The organism is Amycolatopsis camponoti (assembly GCF_902497555.1).
Taxonomy (GTDB): Bacteria; Actinomycetota; Actinomycetes; order Mycobacteriales; family Pseudonocardiaceae; genus Amycolatopsis; species Amycolatopsis camponoti.
Genome location: NZ_CABVGP010000002.1, coordinates 3,050,963 through 3,077,848, shown reverse-complemented (window position 1 = coordinate 3,077,848; position 26,886 = coordinate 3,050,963). Strand labels below are relative to the sequence as shown.

21 protein-coding genes and 3 pseudogenes are annotated in these 26,886 nt (G+C 73.6%); 15 read left to right on the top strand and 9 right to left on the bottom strand.

Going from position 1 to position 26,886, the window contains the following annotated elements; translation table 11 throughout:
- Positions 1 to 45: 45 nt before the first annotated feature.
- Positions 46 to 1,083: an alpha/beta fold hydrolase gene (locus AA23TX_RS34800; protein ID WP_155546933.1), complete on the top strand. Its 1,038-nt coding sequence runs from the start codon at positions 46 to 48 to the stop codon at positions 1,081 to 1,083.
- 25 nt (positions 1,084 to 1,108) lie between these two features.
- Here AA23TX_RS34800 and AA23TX_RS34795 read toward each other — a convergent pair whose 3' ends face one another.
- Entirely contained in the window at positions 1,109 to 1,933 is an 825-nt protein-coding gene (locus tag AA23TX_RS34795) for an alpha/beta fold hydrolase (protein ID WP_155546932.1), read from the bottom strand.
- A gap of 91 nt (positions 1,934 to 2,024) precedes the next feature.
- On the opposite strand from AA23TX_RS34795, the pseudogene AA23TX_RS50985 reads away from it, so the two are divergent.
- The 4 genes and pseudogenes from AA23TX_RS50985 to AA23TX_RS34780 form a co-directional block, all read left to right on the top strand.
- Positions 2,025 to 2,198: pseudogene (locus tag AA23TX_RS50985) on the top strand (hypothetical protein); the annotation flags it as partial.
- Between the two features lie 349 nt (positions 2,199 to 2,547).
- Positions 2,548 to 3,219 carry an alpha/beta hydrolase family protein gene (locus tag AA23TX_RS50500; protein WP_230862893.1) on the top strand — a complete coding sequence of 224 codons (672 nt, stop codon included), beginning with the start codon at positions 2,548 to 2,550 and terminating at the stop codon, positions 3,217 to 3,219.
- On the top strand, positions 3,216 to 3,827 hold the full coding sequence (locus AA23TX_RS50495; protein WP_230862978.1) for a hypothetical protein: 612 nt from the start codon (positions 3,216 to 3,218) through the stop codon (positions 3,825 to 3,827). Before AA23TX_RS50500 ends, AA23TX_RS50495 begins: the two co-directional genes overlap by 4 nt.
- 317 nt (positions 3,828 to 4,144) lie before the next feature.
- Positions 4,145 to 4,666 carry a TetR/AcrR family transcriptional regulator gene (locus tag AA23TX_RS34780; RefSeq protein WP_230862892.1) on the top strand — a complete coding sequence of 174 codons (522 nt, stop codon included), beginning with the start codon at positions 4,145 to 4,147 and terminating at the stop codon, positions 4,664 to 4,666.
- A 16-nt stretch (positions 4,667 to 4,682) separates the two neighbouring features.
- On the opposite strand, the gene AA23TX_RS34775 is transcribed toward AA23TX_RS34780, so the two are convergent.
- From AA23TX_RS34775 to AA23TX_RS34765, 3 genes are all read right to left on the bottom strand, one after another.
- Positions 4,683 to 8,072, bottom strand: a complete 3,390-nt coding sequence (locus tag AA23TX_RS34775) for a TM0106 family RecB-like putative nuclease (RefSeq protein WP_155546931.1) — start codon at positions 8,070 to 8,072, stop codon at positions 4,683 to 4,685.
- A 90-nt stretch (positions 8,073 to 8,162) separates the two neighbouring features.
- Complete coding sequence (locus AA23TX_RS34770; protein WP_155546930.1) at positions 8,163 to 8,852, bottom strand: M15 family metallopeptidase; 690 nt, start codon at positions 8,850 to 8,852, stop codon at positions 8,163 to 8,165.
- A 133-nt stretch (positions 8,853 to 8,985) separates the two neighbouring features.
- Positions 8,986 to 10,137, bottom strand: coding sequence for a N(5)-(carboxyethyl)ornithine synthase (locus tag AA23TX_RS34765; RefSeq protein ID WP_155546929.1), 1,152 nt, complete (start codon positions 10,135 to 10,137; stop codon positions 8,986 to 8,988).
- A gap of 275 nt (positions 10,138 to 10,412) precedes the next feature.
- Here AA23TX_RS34765 and AA23TX_RS34760 point away from each other — a divergent pair, with 275 nt between their 5' ends.
- Positions 10,413 to 10,613, top strand: a complete 201-nt coding sequence (locus AA23TX_RS34760) for a hypothetical protein (protein ID WP_155546928.1) — start codon at positions 10,413 to 10,415, stop codon at positions 10,611 to 10,613.
- Between the two features lie 46 nt (positions 10,614 to 10,659).
- Here the strand turns inward: AA23TX_RS34760 and AA23TX_RS34755 are convergent, their stop codons facing one another.
- A complete protein-coding gene (locus tag AA23TX_RS34755; protein WP_155547502.1) occupies positions 10,660 to 11,292 on the bottom strand; it encodes a GntR family transcriptional regulator in 633 nt (210 codons plus the stop codon).
- Positions 11,293 to 11,381: 89 nt separating this feature from the next.
- Here AA23TX_RS34755 and AA23TX_RS34750 point away from each other — a divergent pair, with 89 nt between their 5' ends.
- From AA23TX_RS34750 to AA23TX_RS34745, 3 genes and pseudogenes are all read left to right on the top strand, one after another.
- On the top strand, positions 11,382 to 11,915 hold the full coding sequence (locus AA23TX_RS34750) for a YbhB/YbcL family Raf kinase inhibitor-like protein (RefSeq protein WP_155546927.1): 534 nt from the start codon (positions 11,382 to 11,384) through the stop codon (positions 11,913 to 11,915).
- Positions 11,916 to 11,988: 73 nt separating this feature from the next.
- Positions 11,989 to 12,069, top strand: a pseudogene (locus AA23TX_RS51255) (glyoxalase/bleomycin resistance/dioxygenase family protein); the annotation flags it as partial.
- A 125-nt stretch (positions 12,070 to 12,194) separates the two neighbouring features.
- On the top strand, positions 12,195 to 13,424 hold the full coding sequence (locus AA23TX_RS34745) for an AI-2E family transporter (RefSeq protein WP_155546926.1): 1,230 nt from the start codon (positions 12,195 to 12,197) through the stop codon (positions 13,422 to 13,424).
- A gap of 3 nt (positions 13,425 to 13,427) precedes the next feature.
- On the opposite strand, the gene AA23TX_RS34740 is transcribed toward AA23TX_RS34745, so the two are convergent.
- A complete protein-coding gene (locus AA23TX_RS34740) occupies positions 13,428 to 15,977 on the bottom strand; it encodes a winged helix-turn-helix domain-containing protein (protein WP_230862891.1) in 2,550 nt (849 codons plus the stop codon).
- A gap of 117 nt (positions 15,978 to 16,094) precedes the next feature.
- Positions 16,095 to 16,556: a DUF7144 family membrane protein gene (locus AA23TX_RS34735; protein WP_155546924.1), complete on the bottom strand. Its 462-nt coding sequence runs from the start codon at positions 16,554 to 16,556 to the stop codon at positions 16,095 to 16,097.
- Between the two features lie 200 nt (positions 16,557 to 16,756).
- On the opposite strand from AA23TX_RS34735, the gene AA23TX_RS34730 reads away from it, so the two are divergent.
- Both AA23TX_RS34730 and AA23TX_RS34725 read left to right on the top strand, forming a co-directional pair.
- Complete coding sequence (locus AA23TX_RS34730) at positions 16,757 to 17,263, top strand: DUF1269 domain-containing protein (RefSeq protein ID WP_155546923.1); 507 nt, start codon at positions 16,757 to 16,759, stop codon at positions 17,261 to 17,263.
- Positions 17,264 to 17,691: 428 nt separating this feature from the next.
- Entirely contained in the window at positions 17,692 to 19,065 is a 1,374-nt protein-coding gene (locus AA23TX_RS34725; protein ID WP_155546922.1) for a DUF2252 domain-containing protein, read from the top strand.
- Positions 19,066 to 19,369: 304 nt separating this feature from the next.
- On the opposite strand, the gene AA23TX_RS34715 is transcribed toward AA23TX_RS34725, so the two are convergent.
- A complete protein-coding gene (locus AA23TX_RS34715) occupies positions 19,370 to 19,717 on the bottom strand; it encodes a hypothetical protein (RefSeq protein WP_230862890.1) in 348 nt (115 codons plus the stop codon).
- A 118-nt stretch (positions 19,718 to 19,835) separates the two neighbouring features.
- Here AA23TX_RS34715 and AA23TX_RS34710 point away from each other — a divergent pair, with 118 nt between their 5' ends.
- From AA23TX_RS34710 to AA23TX_RS50490, 3 genes and pseudogenes are all read left to right on the top strand, one after another.
- On the top strand, positions 19,836 to 22,502 hold the full coding sequence (locus tag AA23TX_RS34710) for a LuxR C-terminal-related transcriptional regulator (protein WP_155546921.1): 2,667 nt from the start codon (positions 19,836 to 19,838) through the stop codon (positions 22,500 to 22,502).
- Positions 22,503 to 22,614: 112 nt separating this feature from the next.
- Positions 22,615 to 23,019, top strand: a complete 405-nt coding sequence (locus AA23TX_RS34705; RefSeq protein WP_155546920.1) for an SHOCT domain-containing protein — start codon at positions 22,615 to 22,617, stop codon at positions 23,017 to 23,019.
- Between the two features lie 179 nt (positions 23,020 to 23,198).
- A pseudogene (locus tag AA23TX_RS50490) lies at positions 23,199 to 23,438 on the top strand (potassium channel family protein); the annotation flags it as partial.
- Positions 23,439 to 23,528: 90 nt separating this feature from the next.
- Here AA23TX_RS50490 and AA23TX_RS34695 read toward each other — a convergent pair.
- Positions 23,529 to 24,929: an MFS transporter gene (locus AA23TX_RS34695; RefSeq protein WP_155546919.1), complete on the bottom strand. Its 1,401-nt coding sequence runs from the start codon at positions 24,927 to 24,929 to the stop codon at positions 23,529 to 23,531.
- A 136-nt stretch (positions 24,930 to 25,065) separates the two neighbouring features.
- Between AA23TX_RS34695 and AA23TX_RS34690 the strand changes: the two genes are divergently transcribed.
- Positions 25,066 to 26,880 (top strand): glycoside hydrolase family 15 protein, encoded by a 1,815-nt coding sequence (locus AA23TX_RS34690; protein ID WP_155546918.1) that lies wholly within the window; start codon positions 25,066 to 25,068, stop codon positions 26,878 to 26,880.
- Positions 26,881 to 26,886: the final 6 nt, after the last annotated feature.

Here is a 26,886-nt window from a genome sequence, read left to right as displayed (position 1 = left end):
CCCGAACCGGCCACACCGGCCCGCGAAACCGCTTACGCTCGGGGAATGCCGGGGCAGGACCAAGTCGTGCGGTTCACCGGTGGCCCGGACGATCGCGCGATCGCCTGGGCCACCGTGGGCGAGGGCCCGCCCCTCGTCGTCGGCGGCTGGTGGAGCGGGCACCTCGAGCTGGACTGGCGGGACCCGTTGTTCCGGCGGTTCGCCGGGCTGCTCGGCGACCGGTTCACGCTCGTCCGCTACGACCGGCCCGGCGTCGGCATGTCCGACCCCGCCGGGCCGCTGGTCACCTCGCTCGCCGACGAGGTGGCCGCGCTGAGCGCCGTCGTCGACGCGACCGGCGAGAAGGTGAGCCTGTTCGGCGGTTCGTCGGGGGGCTGCGCCGCGATGGCGTACGCGGCGGCCCACCCGGACCGCGTGGAGCGGCTCGTCCTGTACGGCAGCTACGCCCGCGGCGCCGGGATCGCCCCGGCGGAAGCGCGGGATTCCTTGCTGGCGCTCGTCGGACGGCATTGGGGCGTGGGCTCCCGCATCCTCGCCGACCTGTTCCTGCCGACCGCGACCGCGGCCGAGCGCGACGACTTCGTCCGGTTCCAGCGCGCCGGCCTGACCCCGGAGAAAGCGGTGCGCTCGCTCGCAGCCGTGTACGAGTTCGACGTCCGGGACCGGCTGAGCGCGATCGAGGTCCCGACCCTCGTGCTGCACCGCCGCGACGACCGCGCGATCCCGTTCACCCTGGGCCAGGACGTCGCCGCCCGCATACCGGGCGCCGGCTTCGTCCCGCTCGACGGAACCGACCACCTGCCGTGGCGCGGGGACGTGGAGTCGCTCGTCCGCCCGGTGCGGGAGTTCCTCGGCGCCGGGCGTCGAGCCCGCCGGGCGGACTCGACGCGCCCCGAGCTCTCCGAACGCGAGCTCGACGTGCTGCGCCTGGTCGCGCAAGGGTTGAGCGACCAGGAGATCGCCCGCCGGCTCGGGATCAGCGCCCACACGGCGCACCGCCACGTGTCGAACATCCGCGGCAAGCTCGGGGTGTCGTCGCGAGCGGCGGCCGCCGCGCACGCGGCCACCGCCGGGCTGCTCTGACGGTCGCCGCGCGCGTTCCGCGTGATCAAGACCGGATGAACTCCAGCAGGTCGGCGTTGACGGTGTCCGCGTGGGTGGTCGGCATGCCGTGCGGGAAGCCCGCGTACGTCTTGAGCGTGCCGTTGCGCAGGAGCTTCGCCGACAGCGGCGCCGAGTCGGCGTACGGGACGATCTGGTCGTCGTCGCCGTGCATGACCAGCACCGGCACGGTGATCTTCTCGAGGTCGGCGGTGAAGTCGGTCTGGGAGAACGCGACGACGCCGTCGTAGTGCGCCTTCGCGCCGCCCATCATGCCCTGGCGCCACCAGTTGCGGATGATCGCCTCGGACGGCTCGGCGCCGGGCCGGTTGTAGCCGTAGAACGGGCCGGCCGCCAGCGACAGGTAGAACTCGGACCGGTTCGCCAGCAGCTGGGCCTGCAGGTCGTCGAAGACGCTCCGGGGCAGGCCACCCGGGTTGGCGTCGGTCTGCACCATCAGCGGCGGGACCGCGGCGAGGATGGCGGCCTTGGCGACCCGGTCCTCGCCGTGCCGGCCGAGGTAGTGCACGACCTCGCCGCCGCCGGTCGAGTGTCCGATGTGGACCGCGTCGCGCAGGTCGAGGTGGGCGGTCAGCGCGGCCAGGTCGTCCGCGTAGTGGTCCATGTCGTGGCCGTCGGCGACGTCGGACGAGCGGCCGTGGCCCCGCCGGTCGTGGGCGATGACGCGGTAGCCCTGCCCGGCGAAGAACAGCATCTGGGTGTCCCAGTCGTCGGAGGTCAGCGGCCAGCCGTGGCTGAAGACGATCGGCTGACCCGTTCCCCAGTCCTTGTAGAAGATCTCCACACCGTCGGGGGTCGTGATGGTGGGCATCGGAATCTCCGTCCGGGCAGGCGTCAGGGACACGCCGAACCTAGCGTGTCGCGGGCCACAGCGGCAGATTTAGTCATGATTTGTGACTATCATGAATCTGGACCAATCGACCGAGCACGAGGAGCTGACGATGTCGGTCATCGAGCTGACCACCTTCACCGTGGCACCGGAGAACACCGCGGCGATGCTGGCCGCCCGGCCGGGCATGGTGGCGGCGTTCCGCGAGGACCGGCGTGGCTTCCTCGCCGCCCGTCTGGTCCGCCTCGACGAGCGGACGTGGCTGGACTTCGTCGAGTGGGCCGACGACGCCGCGTGGGACGAGTCGAAGGCCAAGGGCGGGAACCGGCCCGCGATCGCGGCCTTCTTCGCCACGATCGGCGGCCTCGTCGGCGCCGAACGCGGCGTGCGCTACGACGACGCCGAAGACGGCCCCCGCCGGGTCCGCACCGTCGCCTACGGTCCCGAGCCGTCGCAGGTCGGCGAGCTGTACCTGCCCGAGGGCGACGGCCCGTTCCCCGTCGTGGCCCTCATCCACGGGGGTTACTGGACGGCCGTCTGGGACCGCCGCCAGATCACCGGCGTCGCCGACGACCCTCGTCGCCCGGGGCTACGCGGTGTGGAACGTCGAGTACCGCCGGATCGGCGAGCCCGGCGGCGGCTGGCCGGGCACCTTCCTCGACGTCGCCGCGGCCGTCGACGCCCTCGACGGCATGGACCCGGCGCTCGACACCGCCCGCGTCGTGCTCCTCGGGCACTCCGCGGGCGGGCACCTCGCCGCGTGGGCCGCCCACCGCGGCGCGCTTCCGCCCGAGGCTCCCGGTGCCCGCCCGAAGATCACGCCGATCGGCCTGGTGTCGCTGGCCGGCGCGCTCGACCTGAAAGCGGCCGACGCGGCCGGCTTCGGGAAGGTCCTGGCCAACCCGGACGCCGAGCCCCCGAAGGACGCCCCCGAGCCCGCGCGCCCCGAAGCGTGGGCGGGAGTCGCGGAGGCCGTCGGCGAAGGGATCGTGCCGCTGCTGGTGGCCGGGCACTACGCCTGGACCTCCCCGCTGGAACTGGCGGGCGCGGGTGTCCCGGTCCTCGCCGTGCACGGCACCGCCGACGAAGCCGTGCCCGCCGAGTGGAGCCGTCGCTACACCGGGAAGGTCACCGCCGAGGGCGGGTCCGCCCGCTACGTCGAGGTCGAGGGCGGCACCCACTTCGACGTCGTCCGGCCGGACCACCCGGTCTGGGCGGAAGTCACCGCATGGATCCACGAAACCGTTGCCGGACAGGAGAAGGCGTGAACCACGAAGAGATCTTCGAGCAGGCGTGGGCGGCGCCGGAAACGACTTCGGTCGAGCTGCCGGCGATCCCGGTGAACGACGTCCTGCGCGAGCGGTACGACGTGCGGCCGCCGTTCGCCTACACCGGCGCGCAGCTGTGGGACATGGAGGTCCGCAAGGCCGCGGCGCCGGACAAGTACATCCCGACGGTCGTGAAGGCCGGCAGCGCCGAGAAGTTCCCGAGCGTGCGCCACGGCCGTTTCGAGGACTTCACGCGCGTGTCGGACCAGTGCCGGTGGGCCGACCCCGCCCGGTTCGCCACGATCATCGAGCACGTGCGCCTCGACCACGAGAACCGGCGGGCGTTCTTCATCGGCGCCGAACGCTTCGAAGCGCCGGACGGCCGCGTCTTCACCGCCGGCGCCGGCCAGCCGATCTTCGACGTCGAGCACTCCGTCGCCGGCCCGGAGGACGCTCCGCTCAACCTCTGGCGCATCGTGCACCTGACCGGCGAACCGGACCGGTCCCTGGTGGACGCCTTCGATGAGCTGGCGAAGGACCGCTACCTGCGGGTGTTCATCGAGGTCCACCTGCGGGACGACCTGGGCCGCGAACTCGTGCGCCGGTGAGCCCGCGGGCTCACGAGCGCGCCCGGTGGGCGGCCTCGGCCGCGTCCGGAGGCGTGGTCGGGTAGACCTCGGCGTCGAAGAACCGGGCGAACGGCAGCGTCGCCGGCGTCTGCGCGACCTGCTGCTCGTCGGCGGCGATGACCTCGACGAACGTCGCGCGCCGGGCGGGGAAACGTAGTGGGCGCCGATCTTGCCCTCCGCGCGCAGGACTTCCAGCTGCTTCTGCTCGGCGTCTCTCAGCGCGGCGAACTCGGCGAAGTCCGTGTCGTCTCGAAGGGTCGCGAACACCATGAACGTCGGGGCCGGACCGGGATTCGGTGCGGTCGACCCTGTACCTCGAACACGGCTTCGACCAGACCATGGTGGCCGACATCGCCGACCGCGCCGGCGTGACCGCCCGGACCTTCTTCCGCTACTTCGCCGACAAGCGCGAGGTCCTCTTCGACAAAGCGGGCGAGATGGCGGAGAAGTCGCTGGCCGCCTTGGAAGCCGCGCCCGCCACGGCGTCGACACTGGCGGTCGTCGCGGCCGCGCTGGACGCCGCGGCCGACCTGGTCGGGCAGGATCGTGAGCGCGCGCGGCAGCGGCACGCGGTGATCATGGCCAACGCCGACCTCCGCGAACGGGAACTGATCAAGCTCGCCCACATGTCGGCCGCTCTCGCGGACGGGCTTCGACGTCGGGGCGTCGACGACACCGAAGCGGTCTTGGCCGCCGAAGCCGGCGCCGCGGTGCACCGGGTCGCGTTCGAACGGTGGGCCGCCGACGACGACCTCGACCTGCGCGACGCGATTCGGCAGTCGTTCCAGCAGCTGCGCACCCTGACCGCCGCCGGCTGAGCACCGGGGCGCCCGGTCATTGTCCGGCGGGCGGGAGATCACCAGGCCACGGCCGGGCCCCGGCCAGCAAGCCGATCATGCCCGCCACCAGCCGCATCTGCTCCACCGTGCGGATGTCCGCCTCCACCAGCCTGGGCGAGCACACCAGGACCGCCAGGACCTGGGCCCGCGACAACGCGACGTTCAAGCGGTTGCGGGACAACAGGAAGTCGAGGCCACGGGGCAGGTCGACCGCCGAGGACGAGGTCATGGTCGTGATCACCACCGGGGCCTCCTGGCCCTGGAAGCGGTCGACCGTGCCCACCCGCACGCCCGGGAAACCGGCGTCCGCCAGCGCTCGCGTCACCGTCCGCGCCTGCAGGTTGTACGGGGCCACCACGACGATGTCGGTGTCGGCCAGCGGGCGGCCGGAGGCATGGTCCGTCCACCGGCGACCGACCAGCGAAGCGACGATGTCGACGACCGCCGCGGCCTCCTCCACCGAGCGGGTCGTGTTGCCGTGGTGGTCGACCTCGGCCAGGTAGAGCCCGGCGGGGACGTCCTCGAGAGCACGCTCGGCGGCCGACGGGTGGGCGTGCAGGCGCCCGGCGTAGGACAGGTTCGACACCGGCTCGCACACCGCGGGATGCATGCGCCGCGTCTCGTCGAGGAAGTAGCCCAGCGCCGCCGGCATGATGTCGGCCTCGCCGATCAGGTGACCCAGCGCCGACGCCTCCGCGCCCGCCGGGTGGGTTCCCTGCACCACCTGCGGGAGCTGCTGCGGGTCGCCCAGCAGCAGCAGGTTCTTCGCGCACATCGACACCGCCAGCGCGTCGGCCAGGGCGAACTGGCCGGCCTCGTCGATGATCAGCAGGTCGAACGGCTCTTCGCGAACCGCGGCGTTGGCGAACGTCCACGCCGTACCGCCGACCAGGTGCCCGGTGTCGTGCTCCTCCCGCCACTTCACCAGCGCCGGGTTGCTCTTCGGCTGCTCCCACGGCGCGGCCGGGTCCGGGGTCCGCTTCGCGCGCTTGGCGCAGGGCAGCTCCGGCGCGCTCTTCTTCGCCGCACTCAGCACGTTCTCCACGGCCTTGTGGCTGGTGGAGGTGACGGCGACGGTGCGCCCGGCCCGCACGAGGCGGGCGATCAGCTTGCCGGCCAGGAACGTCTTGCCCGCCCCCGGCGGCCCCTGGACCGCGAGCGTCGAGCCGTCGAGGGCTTCGACCGCGTCGATCACCGCGGCGATCAGGTCCGCCCCCGGCTCCGGCAGGTCCGCCCCGCCGCGCAGCCGCGGCGAGGTCCGCCGGAGCAGGTCGACGCCGGGGTGCCGCGGCAGCGCCGGGAGGGCGTCGCCGACCAGCTGCGCGAGGTCGGCGACCGCCTCGTCCTTGGGCGAGGGCCGCACGGGGCTGCCGGGCAGCACCGCGACCGGCCGGTCGGCGGTGGTCGCGTCGGGCGGGCAGCTCTCCTCCAGGGTCAGCTCCACCGCCGACGCGGCCGCGACCTTGGCGTCCCGCGTGGTTCCGGCGTAGCGCAGCCGCACCTCGTCGCCCGGCGCGAACGGGTGCGGCCGGTCCGGGTCGCACGCCAGGACCAGGGTCCGCTTCGCGGTGCGGACGCGCCCGGCCGGCGGGACCCACTCCCCCGCCTCCAGCGAAACCGGCACGGTGCACGAGGTGTCGACCTCGAGGTCGCCGAGCGGGGCGGCCAGCTGGCGGAAGTACTCCCACCACGCGGGGTTGGTCTCGCGGCGGTGGTAGCCGACCGCCGCCGCCAGCAGCGCGCGGGCCCGCTCGTCGCCGGTGAACTCGGCCGGGTCGTCCGGCAGCCCGTCGAGCAGCGGGTCGACCAGCGCGGCCAGCCGCTCGGCGCGTTCGGCCCGGCGCTCGGCGGCGACGTCCTCCTCCGCCGCGCGCAGCAGCGCGTCTTCGGCGGACTCCTCGGCCGGCGCCGCGAGCTCGATGCCGGCGTCCGCCCGGACCTGGTGGAGGAACTCGACCAGCCGCAGTGCCGAGACGCAGTCCTCCTCGCTGTCCCCGGCGATGCCGCGCAGGACCTCCTCGGCCCGGCCGGGCTCCGCCGACCGCGCGAGCACCAGGTACTCCTCGTAGGCCTCCACGTCCGACAGCGCGGTCTTGACGTCGCCCTCGCGGGTGCCGGGACGGTAGAGCGGCTCGAGGTGCCGGATCGAGTAGGACCGCTGCGAAACGCGCAACGCCTTGCGGACCACCGTGTGCAGGTCCACCAGCGCGCCCCCGCGCAGCAGCTGGTCGACGGTCTCCTCGCGGGTCCCGTGCACGGCGGCGAGCCGCTTGATCGCGGTGACCTCGTACGGCCCGTAGTGGTAGACGTGCGAGCCGGGGTGCTCGGCGACCCGCGCGGCGGCGAAGTCCACGAACTCCTCGAAGGCCCGCTTCTCCTCGGCGCGGCTGTGCGCCCAGAACGGGGTGAACCGCCGGTCGCCGCCCGGGGTGAGCGCGCCGAAGAGGAACTCCAGCCCTTCGCCGGCCAGCGCGTGCGGATCACCCGCGAGATCGGCGAAGACGTCGCCCGGCGCGGGCTCCGGCAGGGCCGCCAGGGCGTCGGGGTCGACGATCTCGTAGCTGACCTCGCCGGTGGTGTCCTGCCGCACCTGCAGCGCGGCCTGCGCCCGCAGCGTCGTGAACGCGGTGGCGGAGAGGTCCCGCGGCCGGTCGCCGGGTGCCGCCGCCGCGAGTGCCTCGATGGTGCCCAGCCCGGCCGCGGTCAGCTTGCGGCGCTGGTCGCCGCGCATCCCGGCCACGAGCAGGAGATCGCGGTCGGCTTCGCGGGCCGACGCGCAGTGGCGGGCGTACCCGCAGCCGGCGCAGGCCGGGCGTTCGTCGGCCCACAGCGGCACCGGCAGCACCGTCGGACGGTCGCGCAGCCGGGCGCGCAGCCGCTCGACCAGGGGCCGGAAGTCCTCGACCCGCAGCGTCCGGGTGCCGCCGTCGCCCAGCCGCAGGTGCACGTGCGGACCGGTCGGCCAGCCGGCCCGCCGCAGCGCGTCCGCGAACGCGACCAGCCGGACCACGGCCGCGGGTTTCGCCTGCCGGGCCGGCTCCGCGTCATGGACCTCGTAGCGGCCTTCGCCGTCCTGGATCAGGAAGTCCGCGACGCCGGAGAAGTCCTCGTCGTGGAGGACGGCCTGGTGGATCACCGCCGCGCCCGACCACAGCGCCGCGGCGGTGGTCTCGGCGGCGGCGACGGGGTCCCGGGTGTCGATCTCGAAGACGTCACGGCCTTCGGCGCGCAGGCGGGCGAGCATCACCCGGGCGGACGCGCGGCCCCGCCGTCCGGCGGCCGGATCGTGCACGGGACGAGGCGCGCCGGGCAGGTCCGCGGCCTGCTTCAGGACGCTGCGGTGTTCACATTCGAGCAGGTCGGCGAGATCGGCTGGGGTGTGCATCGCCGGGCAGTCTGACACGGCGGCCCCCACCCGCGCGGACACCACGCCCGGAACCGCCGCCGGCGATCCCGGGCGCGTCGGCCGCTGGTGTCAGGGCTTCTCGAAGTGCTGGTAATCGATCGGGGTGTCCCAAGACCCACCCCACGTCCAACCCCGCGTCGTGAACGCCCGCTCCGCCACATCACCCGCGTGGATCATCCCCGGCAACGCCTGCGACCGATCGACATACGGCGCACCATTGGGCGGATACACCGCACCCCTACCGGAAATGTACGGATTCTGCACCGTGTCCACGTCGATCGCCCGCCCATACGAGTGATTCGACCACGCCGTACCCCCCGTGATCGCCCGGCAGTTGAACGCCGACGTGTTGTTCGCCGCCATCGACGCATCATCGTCGGAGTCGTACTTCTCCACCGTCTCCATCCGCTCGATCGGGAACCGCCCGAAATACAGATCCGCGAACACCCGCGCCACCTCGACCGCACGATCGGCGTTCACGACCAGCTCACCCCGGTGCACCCCACCGTCGAACCCCACGAACGGCAAGCTCACCAACCGCAACTGATCCGGACCGACCGGACACCCCTCATGCCAGCTCGACCCCAGCCGCTCAGCCGACACCGGCTTGATCACCGCGACATACGGCGGAAGACCACTGCCGGCCGGCGCCGCCAGCTCCACAGTCTGGGCCGGGGCCGCCGGCGCCGGCGTGACACCCGCCAGCACCACCGACAACGCGAACATCAGGACGACAAGAACTCTGGTTCTCGGATTCATGACCACACCACGCTTGGCCCCGCAGCCCGGCTGAGGCGAAGTCGTATTGGTCACAACGGATAAACGTCGTCCCGCCGTCCGGCGTGGTCTCTCTTCCCTCTCGGCCGCGACGGACGGTGGACGACGTGGACGCTCAGCGGCGCGGGTGCGGGTACTCCGGTGCGCGGTCCTGGAAGGACAGGATCGCGGGGTTGGCGATCGTGCCGTCGCGGATCTCCACCGCGCGCCGGACCGTCTCGTTTTCGTCCCATGTGGACGGTCCGGAAAGGACTGCCCGCAGGTGCGGCAGCAGGGCTTCGCTGATCTCCCAGGTCGCCGAGTTCCACAGGTACGACGGGCTGTGATCGACGCCGTAGTAGGTGAGGCCGTCGCCGATCGGGAACGTCGGCTCGGTGAACGTCGTGGGCCGGGCCCAGCTGAAGCCCATGCCTTCGTCGCAGGAGACGTCGACGACGAGGCTGCCGGGCGTGAACGCGGCGAGGTCCTCCTCGATCAGGAACGTCAGCGGCTCGGCGGTGTTCTGCAGCACGCAGTTGACGACGATGTCGTGCTCGGCGAGGAACCCGGCGAGCGGGACCCGGCCGTGGTCGGTGATCGCGTGGCTGCGGCGCAGGTCGCCCGGGTTGTTCGCGTCGTGGTCGATGTGCACCATCGTCGCGGAGTGGATCGGCGAGCCGACCGCGCTGAGACCGCGCGCGGTCAGGACGTCGACGTCGTGGATCCCGTGGGCGTTCAGCGCGGTCACCGAGCCGCGCGCGGTCGCGCCGAAGCCGATCACCACGGCCCGCAGGCGGCGGCCGTAGTCGCCGGTCGACCCGACCAGCTGCAGCGCGTGCAACACCGAGCAGTACCCGGCCAGCTCGTTGTTCTTGTGGAAGACGTGCAAGCCGAACGAACCGTCGCGCCGCCAGTGGTTCATCGCCTCGAACGCGATGACCGTCAGCTTCCGGTCGATGGCCAGCTGGGTCAGCTCGACGTCCTGCACGCAGTGCGGCCAGCCCCACAGCACCTGGCCGGACCGCAGCTCGGCAACGTCTTCGTGCAACGGCTTGGCCAGCAGGACGACGTCGCATTCGGCGATGAGCTGCTCGCACGTGCGCAGCCCGGCGACGTCGGCCGCCAAGCGTTCATCGGGCACGCCGAAGGGTTCGCCGTAGCCGTGTTCGAGGTAGATGGACTGCCGGAGATCGGCGTCGATCCGGTCGAGGTGGTGCGGGTGGATCGGCAACCGCCGTTCGTTCTCTTTCCGTGAACGCGCGATGACGCCGAGAGTGAGCTGGTGCACAGTGGCCCCTTTGCTAGGTGCCAGTCATAACACACTCCGCGAAGACGTCGTGTACGCTGGGTGGTGCCCGAGAGCATTTCGTGCGCGAGTCGGAGAACCCGCGCCGTCCTCGGCCCCCTTCCACCCCGTCGGATTTCCACGACGGAGAAGTCGCCCGGCCCGAAGGATCCGGTTGCGGCACGCGAGCACCCTGATGGTGAGCGGCCGTGACCGGCGCCGGAACCACGCCGCTTCCCGTGGCGTCCTCGAAAGGACCCCCCATTACCGCTTCCACAATGGACAGTTCGCTGTTCAGCCACCCCATCGCCGAAGAACCCCGCCCCGGAGCGCTCACCGCGCCCCAGGAAAGCCGGTACGGCAACCTGTTCCGCCAGCCGGTGTACACCCCGGCGCCCTCGGACGACACGTCCGGACCCGCACCGCGCCAGCGCGGCCCGGTGGCCACGTGGGCACCCGACCCGTCCGGCCGCCGCTGACACCGGCCGACTGAGCCCCTGCCTCGTCTCGGTCGCCGGGGCGAATTCAGCTCTCCAGGGCCGCCGCGGTCAGAGTGAGGTGCCGGACGAGCAGTGCCGCCGCGGAGTCGGCGTCACGGTCCAGAGCCGCCTCCTCCAGGCCGCGATGCTCACCGACGGCGTCCCGTTCGGGCGCCCGCTGCGAAGACCACCGGCGAGCCAGCTCGCTCGCGGCCCACATCCGATCGAAGGTCTCGAGCAGGGCGGCGTTGCCGCACCCCTCCAGCAGGGTGCGGTGGAACGTCCGGTGCGCCTCGGACCAAGCACCGCTGTAGTACTCACCCTCGCCCGGCGCGTACGGCTCGGTGCGGGCCAGGCGGTGGTGCGCGGCCCGCACGCGAGCCTCCCAGTCGACGTCGCCGCGCTCGACGGAAAGGCGCAGCACGACCGGTTCGACGGTCCGGCGCGCCTCCGTGATCTCCTGCCAGCGCCGGTCGGAGAACGCCGGGACGGCGAAGCCGCGGTTCGGCAGCCGGTCGGCCAGGCCCTCGCCGACCACCCGCACGAGCGCCTCGCGCACGACGGCCAGGCTCACACCCTGGTCCCGGGCGAGGTCCTGGGGCTTGAGCGCCTCGCCGGGCGCGTAGTCGCCGCGCATGATCGCGTCCCGCAGGTGTGCGTAGACCTGCTCCGACAGCATCTGAGCCATGGGCACAGCATAGATGTTGACTCAGATAATCGATTATCTGTGCTATCGTCGATGACGTCACTCCTTGGAAGGAACCTCAGATGACCGTCAACGACCCGTTCGCCCGTCTCCCGGAGGCGGCCGCCTTCGCCGTCACCAGCACCTCGGTCGCCGACGGCGCCGCCTGGCCCCTCGAGCAGTGGTCTTCGGGAGTCCCGGGAGGCAAGGACCTCTCGCCGCAGCTGTCCTGGAGCGGCGCACCGGAAGGCACCCGGAGCTACGCCGTCACCGTCTACGACCCCGACGCCCCCACCGGCTCCGGGTTCTGGCACTGGGCGGTCGCCGACATCCCCGCCACCGTCGCCGAGCTGCCCGAGGGCGCCGGCGACGCCACCGGCTCCGGCCTGCCGGAAGGCGCTTTCCAGCTGCCCAACGACGCCCGCGTGCCGCACTACCTGGGCGCCGCCCCGCCCGCCGGGCACGGACCGCACCGCTACTTCGTCGTGGTGCACGCCCTCGCGGTCGCCTCGATCGGCGTCCCGGCCGACGCGACCCCGGCCGTCCTCGGCTTCACGATGGCGGGCCACATCCTCGGCCGCGCGGTCCTGACCGCCACCGCCGAGACGCTTTCCTGAAGCATCGCGGTTCAGACCGCGGTCAGCTCCCGGAGGAGTTCGCGGACCCGGCGGTCGATCTCGTCCCGGATCGGGCCAGGAGACGGTGATGGATCACCTCGGCGTCGAGGTCGAATCGACCGAGCAGGTCGACACGGCGACCCAGCGGCTCACCCTCCAGGCGTCAGCCGCACCGAGCCACACCTTTTTGTCCCGCACCGGGTCTCGCCCGTGCCGGGTGACGCGCGAGCCTCCCGGATCGGCGACCGTGACACGGCCGCCTGATTCCGGAGGATCCGCATGGTGCGAGCTTCGCTCACCGACTTCCCGGCCCACCGGTTCCGCTTGCCCCGGCGAAACCGGGCCGCGGCCGGCGAGCGGCGGGGGCGTCGCTCCCCCCGGCACCCCTTCCGGGGGTTCGCCGATCGCTTCGGCGCGGGTGGGCACCTGCCGCCGGTACCGTGGCCGCCCGAAGACGACCTCGGTACCGGCGGCAGCTCCCCGCCCCGCGCGCTCGTCGTGCTGCTGGGCGCCGCCGCCGCGGTGGTCGTGCTCGCCGGCGTGCAGGCCGTCGCCTGGTTCGCCGGCCCCGTCTTCCTCGCCCTCGTCGTCGTCATCACCCTCGATCCGATCCGGACCTGGTTGCGGCGCAAGGGACTTCCGCGCTGGCTGACCGTCGCCGTGCTGGCGGCCGCCGTCTACGCGGTCCTGCTCGTCTTCTTCCTCGTCATCGTGGTCTCCGTCGCGCAGCTGTCGGCTCTGGTCCCCCACTACGCCGGGCGGCTCGACGAGCTGCTGCACGACGGGCTGGGCGTGCTCGGCCGGTTCGGCGTCGGCGAACCGCAGCTGCGCGCGATGCTCTCGTCCGTCGACGCCGGGAAACTGGTCGGCCTGGCCGGTTCCCTGCTCGCCGGGGTCGGCGGCCTGGTGACCAACCTGGCGTTCTTGCTCGCCCTCCTGCTGTTCCTCAGTGCCGAAACGGCCTGGGCGGGGCAACGCCTCGGCCGGATCGCCCGCGACCGGCCGTGGATTTCGGCTTCCCTGCGGGGTTTCGCGGCCGGCACGCGCCGGTACCTGCTCGTGACGACCGTGTTCGGCGGGCTCGTCGCGGCGCTCGACACGACCGCCCTCGCCCTGCTCGGGATCCCGGGCGCGGTGCTGTGGGGGCTGCTCGCGTTCGTCACCAACTACGTTCCCAACGTGGGGTTCGTGATCGGGGTGGCGCCCCCCGCGTTCATCGCCCTGCTCGACGGCGGCTGGCGCTCCCTGCTCGTGGTGCTCGTCGTGTACGCCGGCCTGAACTTCGTGGTGCAGTCGCTGATCCAGCCGCGGTTCGTGGCCGGCTCGGTCGGTCTGTCCACTTTGGTCACGGTACTGGCGCTCGTGTTCTGGACCTGGCTGCTGGGCCCGCTCGGCGCGGTCCTCGCCGTGCCGGCGACCCTGCTGGCCAAGGCGCTGCTCGTGGACGTCGACCCGCGGGCCCGCTGGGCCGACGCGCTGCTGTCCGCGCCTCGCCGCGACGACGAATGACTGTCAGGTCAAGCCGTTCTGGCGGGCGACGACGACGGCGGAGCGCCGGTTGTTCACGCCGAGCTTGCCGTAGATGGCCCGCACGTGCGTCTTCACGGTGTTGACCGACACGGTGAGGTCGGACGCGATTTCGTCCAGCGAACGCTGGGAAGGCAGGCGCCGCAGCACCACCTGCTCGCGGTCGGTCAGGCCGCTGGACCGGGTCCGCGGGACGAGCCGGCCACGGACCGCCTGCGCGAACCGGTCCAGCGAGCCGAAGCCGCCCGAGTGGTCGATCAGCAGGTGCCCGACCCGCGGTTCGGCGAGCGCGAACGGCCGCACGAGGCCGTTCGGGCGGGCGAGGGCGAGCGCGCGGTCGAGGGCGTGGAGTGCCTTGGTCCGCCGGTGCGAACGCAGTGCGAGCGCGGTTTCGGCCAGGCACCGGTCGACCGGCGTCGCGGGCAGCACCGCTTTCGCCGAGGCGGTTTCCCGCAGAACCGCTTCCGCCGCATCGGGTTCGTCGGCGGCGAGGTGGGCCCGGACCCGCAGGAGGGCCAGCTCGCCGCTGCCGGGCAGCCGCTCGTGCACCCAGGCGAGCACCTCCGCGGCGTGCAGCCCTTCGCCGAGGACGAGAGCCGCGTGGTACTCCGCGACCGCGCACACCCCGACGACCTCGGGGGGCAGTTCGGCGAGGGCGAGCCGGTGCCGGGCCGCGCGCATGCCCTGCGAGCCCGCGCCCCGGTCGCCGTCGTCGAAGCGCACCATGCCCTCGAAGAACTCGCGGAGCGGTCCCAGCAGCGGCGGGCCCCCGGGCACTTCCGCCGACGTCGCCTGGGCCAGCTCCCGGGCCGCGGCGATGGGCTCGGCGCGCATCAGGTCGTCGTAGGCCAGCAGGAGGTGGCACTCGGCCACGCCCGGGGACCGGCGCCAGCCGTGCCGGCGCGCGACGGCCAGCGCGCCCGTGCAGGCGCGCCGCATCGCCGGGTGCTCGCCGTGGAGGGCGGTCGCGACGGCCAGCGCCAGCCGGCTGTGGAGCACGAGGTGGTCGAGCCGCTCGTCGTGAGCCAGGCGCAGGGCTTCCCGCGCCCGGGTGACGGCGTGCCGGCGGGCCCCGCGGTGCAGTGACCGCCAGGCGAGGTCGAGGTTCGCCCAGGCGTCGAAGTCCGGGGACGGCACGGCCTCCGCGGTCTCCGGCGGGCGCTCGCCGGTCACCACCGCGAGATGACGGACGGCGAGGGGCCACCGGTCGTCACCCGGCGCCTCCCCCGCCAGGTCGGCCGCGGCACCGGCGAGGTCCCCGCGCTGGATGTTTTCCAGCGCCGACGCCAGCCGCAGCGACGGGCTCGCCGCGACGGCCGCGGGGCCCAGGTGGGTGAGCGCGACGCGCACCGGCTCGCCGTCACCGGCCTGGGCCTGGCGCACGGCGTGCTCCCGCGCGAGGGAAAGGACGCGCTGCCGGTCACGGCCCGCCACGGCGTGCCGGAGTGCCTCCCCGAACCGGCCTTCGCCGGCGAACCACGCCGCGGCGGTCCCGTGCAGCCGCAGCACCCGCGCCGGGTCCCGCCGGGCCAGCTCGGCACGCAGGAAACCCCGCAGCAGCGGCGGAAGCCGGTAGGTGTCGGCCGGCGTGCGCGCGACGAGACCCAGCGCGCGCTCGAGCTCGTCCAGCCGCGCCCCGGCGTCCACGCGGCCGGACAAGCGGACGGCGAGCGTCGCGCTCACGGCGTCGCAGACACTGAGGCACAGCAGGAGATCCGACGTCGCCGCGGGCAGCCGCGACAGCACTTCTTCGGCGAAGAACTTGGCCACGGCGCGCTCGTCCCCGGTGACGGAGGCGACGAGCGCGTCCGCGTCCCCCGCTTCGCGTACGGACACGGCGGCCCAGCCGAGGGCGGCGGCCCAGCCCGCCGTGCGCTCGGTGAGCTCCCGGACGCGGTCGTCGCCCACCGTGGCCCCGGTGGCCCGCAGCAGGACCGTCGTCTCCTTGGTGGTGAACCGGAGTTCGGCCGCGTCCACCCGGGACAGGACGCCCTCCACGTGCAGCCGGGCCAGCCGCAGCCGCGGCTCGACGCGGGTGACCAGCACCAGCCGGACACCGGACGGCACCCGGTGCACGAGGGCCGCGAGCGCCTCCAGCGCGTCCGGGTGGGAGATCTCCTGCAGGTCGTCCAGGACCAGCCGCACCGGACGGCTCAGGCCGGTGAGCGCGTCGTCCAGGTCCGCCAGGAAACCGCGCCGCCGCCCGGGCGACGGCGGGGAAAGCCGGTGCACCGCGCTCTTCCCGGCCACCGCGGGACAGCGGCGCAGCGCGCACAGGATCCCCGCCCACAACCGGGGTTCGTCGTTGTCGTTCTCGTCCAGCGACACCCAGGCGACGGTGCGGCCGTCGCCGGCCCAGCTCGCCAGCGCCGTGGTCTTGCCGGCCCCGGCCGGGGCGCGGACCACCGTGACCGGCCGGACGGTGGCGCGGTCGAACAGCGCCCCCAGCCGGGGTCGGGGGACGAAGGTCCCCGGCAGCCGCGGCACCGTGACCTTGCCACCGGGGACCGGCCGGAACCGGGTCGTCGTTCGCACGAGCACGTCAACCTCTCGGCCGTCGGGAGAATCGCCCCCGGTCCTCGCGTTCGACGCCGGACGGAGGCCACGACTGTACTGATCACCGGCCGGTGAGACGCGGCCGCGTCTCCCGGATCACCAGATTTCGTAGGTGGATTCGTCGCCGTGCACGATGACGGCCCAGATCACGAGGACGTCGAGGGCGATCACGACGATGCCCCAGTACGGGTAGGCGGACAGGAAAGTCAGCTGCGCCAGTGCGTTGAAGCCGGCGAGCGCGATAGTGACGACCCGCGCCCACTGCGCGCCGGTGGACAGCGCGATGCCCGCCAGCACGGCGAGGCCACCGACGATCAGGTGGATCCAGCCCCAGCCGTTCAAGGTGAAGACGAGCAGCCCGGACGGGCCGAGCACGTAGTAGTCCCGGTCGAACAGCGCGACCAGTCCCTCCACGACGTTGAACAGTCCGGCCAGGACGGTGATCGCCGCGGCGAACCAGATCCAGCCGACCCGCCGTGACCGGGCGACGGCCCGCTCCGGCGGGGACGGCGTCCGTGCGCCGGTCGATCCGGTCCATGGCTGCGTGTGGTCGGTCATGATTCCCTCTGCTTCCTGCCTCGGAGCTGCGGACCCGGGCGATCATGGTCGGTCGGTCGTCCGCCGGTCCTCGCCCGCCCCAGGTGAGATCGGCTGCTCCGGCCGCGGCCGGTCCGCGGCTCACACGGCGTGGGCGATGCCGCGCTTCGACGCCCGGGAAACAGTTCGGCAGACCACCGATCCCGGACCGAGGAGGAGTCATGGCCACGTTGACCGTGTGGAGGTTCCCCACCGTCGAAGGCGCCGAAAACGCACTGGAACTGCTTCGCCAGCTACAGAAACAGCAGCTGATCTCCATCGCGGACGCGGCTTACGTCACCTGGCCGGAAGGACGGAAGAAGCCGAAGACCAAGGACCTCGGCTCCCTGACCGGTGCCGGCGCGATGGGTGGGGCCTTCTGGGGCCTGCTGTTCGGCCTCATCTTCCTCGTCCCGTTGCTCGGCGCGGCCGTCGGCGCGGCGATCGGGGCACTGACGGGATCACTGAGCCACATCGGCATCGACGAAGAGTTCATTGAAACCGTCCGGAACCAGGTCACCCCGGGCACCTCGGCGCTGTTCGTGATGTCGGACGGCACGGTGCTGGACCGGGTGGTCGAACCGTTCAAGGAAACCGGCGCGACGTTGCTGAGCACCAACCTGTCCGAGGAGGAAGAATCCCGGCTGCGCGAGGCCTTCGGCGAGGCACCTCAGCGAGAACGCTTGTAGCGCAGGGCGTCCGCATGCGACCGGACGGCGGCGGCCGCTGTTCCGATCAGTCCACCGCGGACCGCCGGTCGGGTGCGAGCGGATACGCCGGCACGGGCCGGACCGCGGCGACGCCCCCGAGCGCCGCCGCGGCCACCCGCGGAGGACACGGCACGACCGGCGTCCGACCGGCCCGCCCCGGCCGCCACCGGGGCCCGCCGGACGAAGTGGCGAAGCCGGGGAACCCGAACGGCACCGCCTCGGAGATCCCCCGCGATACACCCGCCGGGGCACCGACGCCTCACCCGTCATCCGCTTCGCCACCACCGCGTCTCCACGGACCCAGCCTGCGACGCCGGCCGCCGCGAGTCGTCACCCGTGGTGGATGACTCCCCGCTTCACCCCCGGCGGGCGACGCCCCGGCCGGTTCGGCGGCCGACGATCCGTCCATGCCACTCACCGAAATGGACACCGCGGCCCCCGACGTGCGGACCGCTCGTGCCCGGGCCGCCCGCATCGCGGTGCCGGCGGCCCGCCACGCCGAGTTCCCCGGCCCCGCCGGACGCGATCCGCTCGCTTTGCTGGCCGGCCAGGACGCCGACCGGGTGCCGGAGCTGCTGCCGCTGCGTTACGGCCGGATGGCCGCTTCGCCCCTCGCCTACTTCCACGGCGCCGCGCTGCCGGCCGCGGCCGACCTCGCCACGACGCCGCGGACCGGGTTCCCGGTCCAGGCGTGCGGAGACGCCCAGCTCGCCAACTTCGGGTTGTTCGCCGCCCAGGGCCGCCGGCTCGTGTTCGACTTCGCCGACTTCGACGAAACCCTGCGCGCGCCCTGGGAATGGGACGTCAAGCGGCTCGCCGCGAGCTTCGAGGTCACGAGCCGGGAGACGGGACACCCGCCGGCCCAGCGGCGGCGCACGGTGGTCGCCGCGGTGGAGTCGTACCGCCTCGCGATGCACGACTTCGCCCGCCGGACGTCGCTCGAAATCTTCTTCGCCCCCGCCGACGCCCGGACGTTGCGCGTGGTCGCGGCCCACCACCTGGGTCCGGCGAGGTCCGGCGTACCCGGCCGCGACACCGGCGGCCGCCGGTTCACCGAAATCCGCGACGGGCAGCTGCGGCTGGCCACGCGTCCGCCGGTGGTCGTCCCGGCCGGCCACCTCGCCGGCGACGGTGACCCGGCGACGCTCGCGGACCGTCTCGGCGCGGTGCTTTCGCGCTACCGGCACACGCTCGGCCCGGCGCGGCGGGCCTTGCTGGACCGCTACCGGCTGGCCGACGTCGCCCGCACGGTGCCCGGCCCCGGCGGAGCCGGCACGCGGTGCTGGGTGGCGCTGCTCGCGCGGACCGGTACCGGGGATCCGCTCTTCCTTCAGCTGAAGGAGGCCGGGCCGTCGGTGCTGCAGGAGTACGCCGGCGTCGCCGCGGCGGGTGGTCCGGGCCGGCGGGTGGTCGCCGGGCAACGGCTGATCCAGGCCGCCGGAGACGTCTTCCTCGGCTGGGCGCACGACGCCGACGTCGACGGCCGCCCCCGCGACTTCCACGTCCGGCGGCTGCGCGGCGGCCGGCTCACCGGCGACGGCACGACGATGACCCCGGACGTGCTGCGGTCGCACGCCCGCCTGTGCGGGTGGACCTTGGCGCGGGCGCACGCGCGCACCGGCGACGCGCTCGCGATCGCCGCGTACCTCGGCTCCGGTCCGGCGTTCGCCGAGGCCGTCCGGGAGTTCGCGGTGGCCTGCGCCGACCAGAACGAACGCGACCACGCGGCGCTGCGCCAGGCGATCCGGCTCGGCCACGTCACGGCGGCGTCCGGGTCGTGACGGACCGCCTCGCGCGGGCGGAGCCCGGCGGCGGGTCAGGAACTCCCGCCGGGCGGCGACCCCGGGAGTTCCCGGACGCGGTGCACGGACGCCACGCGCATCCCGAGCGCCTCGAGCCTGCCCAGGATTCGGGGCAGGCTGCCGGGGTCTCCCAGCGTGCCGAAGACGATTGTTTCGGGTGGAACGGGGACGACGAGCACACCCCGAAAGCCGTCGACGCCTTCGACGACCCATTCCGGAATTGCCCCGCACCCCCGGAAGACGTAATTCACGCCCGCCCGGAAGCCGAGGAGGGCGGGCCGGCTCACCGGGTGCCCCCGTCCCGCCGCGCCCGGCCCGCCGAATACCACGCGCGGGCGAGCACGACGACGTCGATCAGGACGACGGCCATCGACCACCCGCGCGGCGGCAGGAACAGCAGCCGGGCGACCAGGTCCGCACCGGCCCGGACGCCGACCCGCACCTCGGCCACCGGCGTCAGGGCGGCCAGCGCCACGACCAGCCAGAGCAGGACCGAGCCGACGCTGATCCGGCCCGTCCGCACCACGTCGAGCACCACGACCTCACCCGGCCCGAGCCAGAGGAACTGGGAGGCGGCGAATCGGCGCGTGCCGCCGCGACGGCTTTCCGGGGAATCTCCACGACTTTTCACGGCGCACACGATTCTGCGCACGGCTGTCGTTTTCGTCGCCCGCAGCGGGTGAGCCGAGCTAATTGCGTGGCAGGATCCGCCGAGAATGTCCGGAACCGAGCGCGAAGGAGAATTGCGCATGAACCCGTGCCGCGATGACTCGCCCCGAAGACGGGTCCCGAGGGCGAAGATCACCGTCCCCGGCCCGCCGTCGGATTTCGTGTCGCGACCGCGTCTGCTCGGCCCCCTCGACGGAAGGGGCGAGGCGGCCATCGTGTTCGTCGGCGCCCCGGCCGGGTTCGGCAAGACGGTGCTCCTCGCCGACTGGGCGCGCCGCCGGGGCCGCGACGCGGTCGCCTGGCTGTCCGCCGACGCCGATGACAACGATGACCGGCTCTTCTGGGCCGCGGTCCTCGAGTCGCTGGGCCGCTGCGGGCCCGTCCCGGACGGCTCCTCGCTGCGGCAGCTGGAAGTACCCGGCGAGCCCAGCACCGACCTCGCCTTCCTGGCCCGGGTGGCCGACGCACTGGACGCGTTGCCCGAGCCCGTCGTGCTCGTCCTCGACGGCGCCCAGGAGATCACCGCCCCCGGCCCGTGGCACGGGCTGCGGGAACTGGTCCGGCACCAGCCGGCGGGCCTGTGCCTGGCCGTCACGAGCCGGCGGGAGCCGCCGCTGCCGCTGGGCCGGGCCCGGCTCGCGGACCGGCTCGTCGAGGTCGGCGCCGAGCAGTTGCGGTTCTCCACCGAGGAAGCGAAGGCCTTGCTCGCCACGGCCCGGGCGACGGTCCCGCCGGACGAGGTCGGCCCGCTCGTCGCCCGGACCGGGGGCTGGCCGGCCGGGCTGCGCCTCGCCGCCGCGTCCGCCGTCCGCCACGGCAGCCTGCGGGACTTCGACACCGGCCGCGACACCGCGGTGCTCGACTACCTGACCGACGAAGTCCTCGCCCCACTGACCCCGGTGCAGCGGGAGCTGCTCCGCACGATCAGCATCTGCGACGAGGTCCCGGCCGGGCTCGCGCCGGTGCTCTGCGGCCGCGCGGACGCAGAGGCGACGCTCCGCGAGCTGGGCGAGCCGGCCACCCGGGTGGTCGAGTCCGGTGGCAGTCCGCCGCACCACAGCGTGACGCCGCTGCTGCGCACCTACCTGCGCGCGGACCTGCAGCGGCGCGCCCCGGACCGGAGCCGGACCCTGCACGCGACGGCGGCGCGCTGGTTCGCCGGACACGACCGCCCGGCACCGGCGCTGCTGCACAGCGTCCGCTCGGGCAATCCCGCCCGGGTCGGCGAACTGCTGCGGGAGAACGCCGTGCCGCTGTTCCTCGCGGGCGAGCACCACGTCCTGCGGCTGGCACTGACCGTGCTCGAAAACCGGCGGGTCACGGCCGATCCGCTGGCGGCGCTGATCTCGGCCGCGCTGTGCCTGGAGGCCGCGGAGACGTCGGCGGCCGGGCTGCAGCTGGCCCGGGCGGAGGTGGCGTGGCCGGACCGGCCGACGGCGGAGCTGACCGTCCTGCGCCAGCTGGCGTACTCCCGGCTCACCCGGCTCGACCGCACTCCGGTGCAGGCCGTCCGCGCGGCCGAGCAGGTCGATGAGCGGCTGGCCGCCGAGGCCGGCCTCGGTGACCTCGCGACCCTCCACCGGACCGCCGTCCTCCTCGCCCCGCACGACCGCGCGGCGGCCCGCGCGGAGCTGGTCCGGGTCCTCGACACCGCGGAGCGGCGCGACGAAGACTTCACGGTCGCCCAGTGCCTCACCACGCTGGGCGAGCTGGCCGGCTACGACGGCGACTACCGCGTGATGGAGACGCTCGCCCGCCGCGCCGAGGCCCGGCGGGCGCGGCAGGATCATTTCCGGTCGCTGCAAGGAGCCGAAGCGTGCGCCCTGCTCGCTTACGGCGCCCTGCTGCGCGGCCAACCCGCCGACGCCCTGACGCACGCGAAGCGGATCGGACAGCTCGTCGGTGACGCCCCCGCGCGAGCGGCCCAGGACCTCCGGCTGGTCGCGGAAACGCTGCGGGGAGCCGCGGAGTTCGAGCTCGGCGGCTGGCACGCGGGACTGCGGCGGATGCGCCGGGCCCGCATCCGGCTCGGGACCGGCCGGGCCTGCCCCGCCGGCCACGCGGCTTTGTGCGCCGTGCTGGAACAGCGCGCGGCGTTGCGGCTGGGGGCGGCGAGCCAGGCCAGGGAGGCCGTGCGCTGGGCCCACCCGATCCTCGCCGGGTCGGGTGAGCTGCTGCTGATGCGCGCGCGGACCCAGCTGCGGCTCGGCCGCCACCTCGCGGCGAGCTCCGTGCTGCGGTCCCTGGCGGAGGACGGACCACCCATGGCGCTGCCGTGGGCCACGATCGAGGCGTCCCTCGTCGGCGTGCAGGCCGCGCTGGCGGCGGGTGCGCGGGAGCGGGCGGTCCGCTTGCTGGACGAGGCGTTGCGCGTCGCCGAACCGACCGGCGTCCGGTTCCCGTTCGTCTTCGCCCCGCCGGAGCTGGTCGGGTTCCTGACCAGCCGGCTGGGCGGCCTGGGCACCGGCGAACGGTTCGCCGGTGAGATCCTCGCCCTGCGACGCCGGCTGCGCACCCCGCCGATGCCGGCCCCGCTGACCGAACGCGAACGCAGCGTCCTGCGCCTGCTGCCGACCCAGCGGTCGATCGACGAGATCGCCGAGGACCTGACCGTCTCGCCGAACACCGTCAAGACCCACGTCCGCGGCATCTACACGAAGCTCGACGTCCGCAGCAGGCGCGAGGCGGTGGCGATCGCGCAGGAGCGCGGTCTCCTCGACGCCGAGGTCGCCGACTTCACGACCTGACGCACCGCTCGCCCCACCCGGCGCGGGTGAGGCGGGCGGACCCGGGATCCGGTCGAGTGAGCCGGGCACGCCCGAGCGTGCCCGGCCCCGATCCCGTGTGTGAGGAGACGTCATGACCCTGGCGAACGCGGAGTACCCGTTCTTCGACCTCTTGGGGACGATGCTGGTCTTCTTCTGCTGGGTCGCCTGGTTCTGCCTGCTGTTCGTGGCACTGGGCGACCTGTACCGCCGCACCGACGTGTCCGGCTGGGCCAAGGCCGGCTGGACGGTGCTGGTGCTCGTGCTGCCGATCCTCGGCGTCCTGCTGTACCTGGGCATCCAGGGCAGGCACCTCGGTGAACGGCGGCGGGCGTACCACCTGGCCCAGCAGCGCCGGTTCGAGGACTACGTCCGCTCGGTGTCCACTTCGGACACCACGGGCGCGGCGCAGATCGCCGAAGCCCGGCGGCTGCTGGAGGAAGGCGTCATCGACGACGCGGAATACCACGCGCTCAAGCAGAAGGCTCTCGCGCGTTGACCGCGACGCGGCGGTGGCGGTTCGTCCACCTCGCGGTGCTTCGACCCCTGCTGACGGTCACCGCGCTGCTCTGCCTGTACTACCTGCTCCCGGTCGACCAGGCCCTGCGGCCGTGGACGGTGGCCGTCTTCGCCGCCGGTCTCGCCGTCGTGGTCCTGCTGGTCGCCGGCGAGGTGCGGATGATCCTGCGCTCGCCCTACCCCGCCTGGCAGGGCGTCCAGGCGCTCGCGCTCGTCGTCCCGCTGTTCCTGCTCCTGTTCGCCGACGTCTACTACGTGCTCGCCCACGACCGGCCGGGGTCCTTCGGCACCGGCCTGACCCGCACCGACGCGCTCTACTTCACGGTCACCGTGTTCGCCACGGTCGGCTTCGGCGACATCACACCGATCTCGCCAGCCGCCCGGGTGCTGGTGACCTTCCAGATGGCCGCGGACCTGGTGGTGCTGAGCGTGGTGCTGCGGGTGATCGTGACCGCCGTGCGGCACCGGCGTTCGTCCACAAGGGACGGATCAGTCCGGCGCCGGCAGCAGCAGGGCGGCGACCAGCCCGGCCACCGCCACGACCGCCAAGGTCGCGAGAGCCAGCGCGAAGGACCGTCCGCCGAGGTGCGGCGTCCCGGCCAGGACGGCGCCGGCGAGCGCCGTCCCCACCGCCGAGCCGAGGTTCGACACGCTGCGCGACACCCCCGAGATGTCGCCCTGGGCGGAGTCCGGAAACCGGGACTGCACCAGGTTCACCGACGCCGTCAGCATGATCCCGACCCCGGCACCGAGCAGGAACAGCCCGGGGATCGCGCTCGCCACGCCGGAGCCGGCCCGCACCAGCAGCAGGACGAGGACCAGCCCCGCGAGGGCGAGGACGAAGCCGGCGCGGACCAGGCGCCGCTGGGGATGCCGCCGCGCCATCCGGCCGGCGGTGGCCGAGGCGCCCAGGATGCCGACCGTCGCGGGGGTCAGCATCAGCCCGGTTTCGATCGCGTCGTAGCCGCGAACCTGCTGCAGGAAGACCGCCACGACGAAGAACGAGCCCTGCAGGACGAGCCACTGCACGTGCTGGGTCAGCAGCCCGAGCCCGGTGACGCGGTCGCGGAAGAGCCCCGAGGGCACGAGCGGCTCACGGCCCGCCCGCTCCCGCGCGCGGACGTGTGCGAAGAACACCCACAGGAAGGCGGCGCCGATGCCGGCGAACAGCCACACCGGCGAGAGCCCGCCGGCCCGCAGCAGCACGACCCCGCCGACGGCGAAGTCCGCCCGTGAGACCAGCCAGCCGTACGTGCCCGCCTGCAGGACGCCGAAGACGACGAAGAACAGGCCGGCCGCCGACAGGATCGCGCCGGCGACGTCGAACCGCTTCTCGCGGGGCGGGGCGGGCGGCTCGGGGAGGCGCAGCGCCAGCAGGAGGATCAGCACGACCAGGAGCACCTGCAGGAGAAAGGATGCACGCCACCCGAGCCACGTCGTGACCAGGCCGCCGACCAGCGGCCCGGCCGCGGCACCCAGCGCGCCCGCCCCGCTCACCACGCCGAACGCGCGGGCACGGGTCTCGACGTCGCGGCTGGTCACCGTGACCAGGATGTAGATCGGCGGGATCATCAGCGCCGACCCGATCCCCTCCAGCACCGAGTAACCGGTGATCAGCAGCCCCGGTCCGGGGGCCGCCGAGGCCAGCAGCGCGCCCGCGCCGTAGACGACCAGCCCGGCCAGGAAGCACCGCTTGCGGCCCAGCAGGTCGCTCAGCTTGCTGCCGGGCACCATGAGCGACGCCATGGTGAGGGTGAACACGGTGATCGCCGTCTGCACGCCGATCACCGTGGTGCCGAGGTCGGCGGCGATGTCGGTGACGGCCACGGTCATGGTGGTCGCCGCGTAGCTGGCGACGAACTGGGCGAGCGCCAGGGGCAGCACGATCATCGGCGGGCCTTCCGGTCGGGTACCGCACACGGTGGCGCGACCGCCGCCGGGCCACCTCACCCCACGCGGATGAGGCAGCGCCCACCCGCTCCCGCGACGGTGCAGGCGACCGGACCCGCCTGCCGTGGAGGAGCCCATGACCGAGACGACGATCGCCGAGCACGGGATCATCGGCGACCTGCAGACCGCCGCGCTGGTGACGACCGACGGGTCGATCGACTGGTTCTGCTGCCCCCGCTTCGATTCCCCGTCGGTCTTCGGCGCGCTGCTCGACGACGAACGCGGCGGCCGGTTCCGCATCCGCCCGGCCGGCGAGCACACGACGTCGCAGATGTACCACCCGGACACCGCGGTGCTGATCACCCGCTTCTCCGGCCCGGACGGCATCGGCGAGGTGGTCGACTTCATGCCGCCCTGCGGCCCGGCCGCCACCACCGAACACCGGATCGCCCGGCTCGTGCGCTGCGTCCGCGGCCGGATGACCTTCGACGTGCTGGTCGCCCCCCGCTTCGACTACGGCCGCCGTCCGCACCAGGCGACGCTCGTCCGGAGCGGGGCCGTGTTCAACGCGCGGGGTACTTCCCTGGTGCTGCACGCGGTCCGCGAGCCCGGCGACGAACACCTCGCCGACGCGCGCGTCGAGGAGGGCGACGTGCACCTGCGGCTCACCCTGACCGCGCGGCAGGTCCGCGGGCTCGTGCTCGAGACCGACGCCGCGGCGCCCCCGCGCGAAATCCGCGTCGCCGAGTTCACGGAGCTCTTCGACACCACCGTGGACTGGTGGCGCGCGTGGCTGGCCCGCTCGACCTACCGCGGCCGCTGGCGGGAGGTCGTGGCCCGCTCGGCGATCACCCTCAAGCTGCTCACCTACGCACCGACCGGCGGACTGGTCGCCGCGCCCACCCTCGGCCTGCCCGAGCGGATCGGCGGGGAGCGCAACTGGGACTACCGCTACACCTGGGTCCGGGACGCGTCGTTCTCGGTTTCGGCGTTGCTGGCCCTCGGCTTCACCGAGGAAGCGGCCCGGTTCGGGAGCTGGCTGGGCGACCGCATCCGCGAAGGCCGGGCGGGCAGCGGCGGGCCGCTCGCGGTGCTGTACCGCGTCGACGGCGCCACCGACCTGCAGGAGGAGAGCCTCGCGCACTGGTCCGGCTACCGGGGGTCGAGCCCGGTGCGGATCGGCAACGACGCGGCCGGGCAGCTGCAGCTCGACATCTACGGCGAGGCCCTCGACAGCGTCTACGCCGCCGACCGCGCCGGGTTCGAGCTCCCCCACCAGGGCTGGACCGCCCTGCGGGCGGCGCTGGATTGGCTCGCCGAACACTGGGACCAGGCCGAAGAAGGCATCTGGGAGACCCGGGGCGGCCGCCGGTCGTTCACCTACGGCCGCTTGATGAGCTGGGTCGCCTTCGACCGCGGCATCCGGCTGGCCGCCGCCCACGGCCGCCCCGCGCCGGTCGAGGACTGGGCCTGGCAGCGCGACACCATCTACGGCCAGATCCTCGGCCGCGGCTGGCACCGGACGCGCAACGCCTTCGTCCAGCACTACACCGGCGAGGAGCTGGACGCGGCCCTGCTGCGCATGCCCCGCACCGGTTTCCTCCCCGCCCACGACCCGCTGTGGCTGTCCACACTGGACGCGATCCGGGCCGAGCTGGTCACCGACAGCCTGGTCTACCGCTACGACCCGGCCGCGTCCCCGGACGGTCTCAGCGGCGACGAAGGCACCTTTTCCTTGTGCAGCTTCACCTACGTCGACGCGCTGGCCCGCGCGGGCCGGCTCGAGGAAGCCCGCACGGCGTTCGAGAAGATGCTCACCTACGCCAACCACGTCGGCCTCTACGCCGAGGAAATCGCGCCGACCGGCGAGCAGCTCGGCAACTTCCCGCAGGCCTTCACCCACCTCGCCCTCATCGACGCCGCCGTCACGCTCGACGCCGCGCTCGGCTGACCCGCC

Excerpts from the sequence above, each read along its gene's own strand:
- AA23TX_RS34800 (WP_155546933.1), top strand. The coding sequence starts at position 46 with ATGCCGGGGCAGGACCAAGTCGTGCGGTTCACCGGTGGCCCGGACGAT.
- AA23TX_RS34795 (WP_155546932.1), bottom strand. The coding sequence starts at position 1,933 with ATGCCCACCATCACGACCCCCGACGGTGTGGAGATCTTCTACAAGGAC.
- AA23TX_RS34775 (WP_155546931.1), bottom strand. The coding sequence starts at position 8,072 with ATGCACACCCCAGCCGATCTCGCCGACCTGCTCGAATGTGAACACCGC.
- AA23TX_RS34770 (WP_155546930.1), bottom strand. The coding sequence starts at position 8,852 with ATGAATCCGAGAACCAGAGTTCTTGTCGTCCTGATGTTCGCGTTGTCG.
- AA23TX_RS34760 (WP_155546928.1), top strand. The coding sequence starts at position 10,413 with ATGGACAGTTCGCTGTTCAGCCACCCCATCGCCGAAGAACCCCGCCCC.
- AA23TX_RS34755 (WP_155547502.1), bottom strand. The coding sequence starts at position 11,292 with ATGCTGTCGGAGCAGGTCTACGCACACCTGCGGGACGCGATCATGCGC.
- AA23TX_RS34750 (WP_155546927.1), top strand. The coding sequence starts at position 11,382 with ATGACCGTCAACGACCCGTTCGCCCGTCTCCCGGAGGCGGCCGCCTTC.
- AA23TX_RS34745 (WP_155546926.1), top strand. The coding sequence starts at position 12,195 with ATGGTGCGAGCTTCGCTCACCGACTTCCCGGCCCACCGGTTCCGCTTG.
- AA23TX_RS34735 (WP_155546924.1), bottom strand. The coding sequence starts at position 16,556 with ATGACCGACCACACGCAGCCATGGACCGGATCGACCGGCGCACGGACG.
- AA23TX_RS34730 (WP_155546923.1), top strand. The coding sequence starts at position 16,757 with ATGGCCACGTTGACCGTGTGGAGGTTCCCCACCGTCGAAGGCGCCGAA.
- AA23TX_RS34725 (WP_155546922.1), top strand. The coding sequence starts at position 17,692 with ATGCCACTCACCGAAATGGACACCGCGGCCCCCGACGTGCGGACCGCT.
- AA23TX_RS34710 (WP_155546921.1), top strand. The coding sequence starts at position 19,836 with ATGAACCCGTGCCGCGATGACTCGCCCCGAAGACGGGTCCCGAGGGCG.
- AA23TX_RS34705 (WP_155546920.1), top strand. The coding sequence starts at position 22,615 with ATGACCCTGGCGAACGCGGAGTACCCGTTCTTCGACCTCTTGGGGACG.
- AA23TX_RS34695 (WP_155546919.1), bottom strand. The coding sequence starts at position 24,929 with ATGATCGTGCTGCCCCTGGCGCTCGCCCAGTTCGTCGCCAGCTACGCG.
- AA23TX_RS34690 (WP_155546918.1), top strand. The coding sequence starts at position 25,066 with ATGACCGAGACGACGATCGCCGAGCACGGGATCATCGGCGACCTGCAG.